Source organism: Thermoactinomyces sp. DSM 45892 (assembly GCF_900107305.1).
Taxonomy (GTDB): domain Bacteria; phylum Bacillota; class Bacilli; order Thermoactinomycetales; family Thermoactinomycetaceae; genus Baia.
This window is the reverse complement of record NZ_FNPL01000044.1, coordinates 1-1439: the sequence shown is the minus strand read 5'-3', so window position 1 is coordinate 1439 and position 1439 is coordinate 1. Positions and strand designations below refer to the sequence as shown.

Annotated in this window: 1 protein-coding gene; it reads right to left on the bottom strand. The window is 40.4% G+C overall.

Annotated features, from left to right (window positions below; translation table 11 throughout):
• Positions 1 to 32 precede the first annotated feature (32 nt).
• A protein-coding gene (locus tag BLU58_RS15925; RefSeq protein WP_093293843.1) for an IS3 family transposase occupies positions 33 to 1378 on the bottom strand; the annotation gives its coding sequence in 2 pieces (ribosomal slippage) (positions 33 to 937 and positions 937 to 1378; 1347 coding nt in all).
• Between the last annotated feature and the right edge of the window lie 61 nt (positions 1379 to 1439).

Sequence of the window (1439 nt, the reverse complement as noted above, 5' to 3'; positions counted from 1 at the left end):
TGAAGTGAACCCAAAAAGTTAGACACGAAGATTTAAGCAACCTGTAGGGTATGTGTTCGGTATTGAACCGGACTCATGCCCTTTAGTTTTATCTTCAAGCGTTTATGGTTGTAATAGTGAATATAATCCTCTAGTTCCTGTTTGAAATGATCCATACTCTCAAATTCGTGGAGATAAAGCAATTCACTTTTGAGCAAACCAAAGAAGTTTTCCATGACGGCATTATCTAGGCAATTTCCCTTGTAGGACATGCTCTGTGTAATACCGCGCTGCTTCAACGCGTATCGGTATTGGCTCATCTGGTAATGCCATCCCTGATCGGAGTGGAGGAGAGGAGCTTCGCACTCTCCTAGCTGATCGAAGGCTTTGTCCAGCATTTTTGAAACAAGAGAATAAACTGGGCGTTTTTCTAGTTGATAAGCAACAATTTCACCGTTGTATAGATCAAGGATAGGAGACAAGTAGAGCTTTTCACCATATAGGTGAAATTCAGTTATATCCGTAACCCACTTCTGATTGGGTTTAGTCGCTTGGAAATTACGTGCTAAGATATTAGAAGTAATCTTTCCAGCATTACCACGATAAGAACGATATTTCTTCATACGTACAAGGCATTTCAGCCCCAACTCATTCATGAGACGGCGAACTGTTTTGTGGTTCAAGGTGTAACCTTGATTTCGTAATTCCCATGTGATTCGACGATAGCCATAACGACCTTTATGTTCGTGAAAAATCGAAGCGATTTTTCCTTTTACATTACTGTATTTATCTGGTTGATCCATCTGTTTAAGCCAGTAATAATAGGTGCTACGAGCAATGCCAGCGATTTTTAATAGAGCCTTTACAGGGTAGGTGTGCCTTAATTCATAGATTACTTGGGCTTTGTCTTGTTGGCTGACTTTTCCCTTTCGTGAATTAAGGCATTCAACTTTTTTAGATAGGCATTCTCCATTTGTAGTCGCTTATTCTCTGCACGTAATACTTCATCTGTGCTCAGTTCCAGCTTCTTCTGTGGCTTCTTTTTCAAGGATGAACGCCCCTTTTTCTTTGGTTGGAGAGCGTCCAATCCCTGTTCCCTAAATAAATTCTGCCACTGATATATCGTACTAGGTGTAGGGATATTAAAGACTGCTTCCGTCTTTGTAAAGGACGCTCCTGTGTCGCTCATAAAGTTAAGTACGTCCATTTTAAACTCCGCTGAATAATTTGTATATCCCTTTTGGAAAGCGTTAATTCCGTGTTCTTGATACTTTGCTACCCATTCTTGCAATGGAGTAATACTTACCTGATATTTCTCCGCAATGTCTCTATAGGACTCGACTCCGTCGAGATAGGCTCGTACAGCTTCTAATTTAGTTTCTACTGAATACTTAGCCATAGAAAAAACACCTCCAACTGTTGGGTTTTAATTTCGTGTCCAACAATTGGGGTGCAGTTCA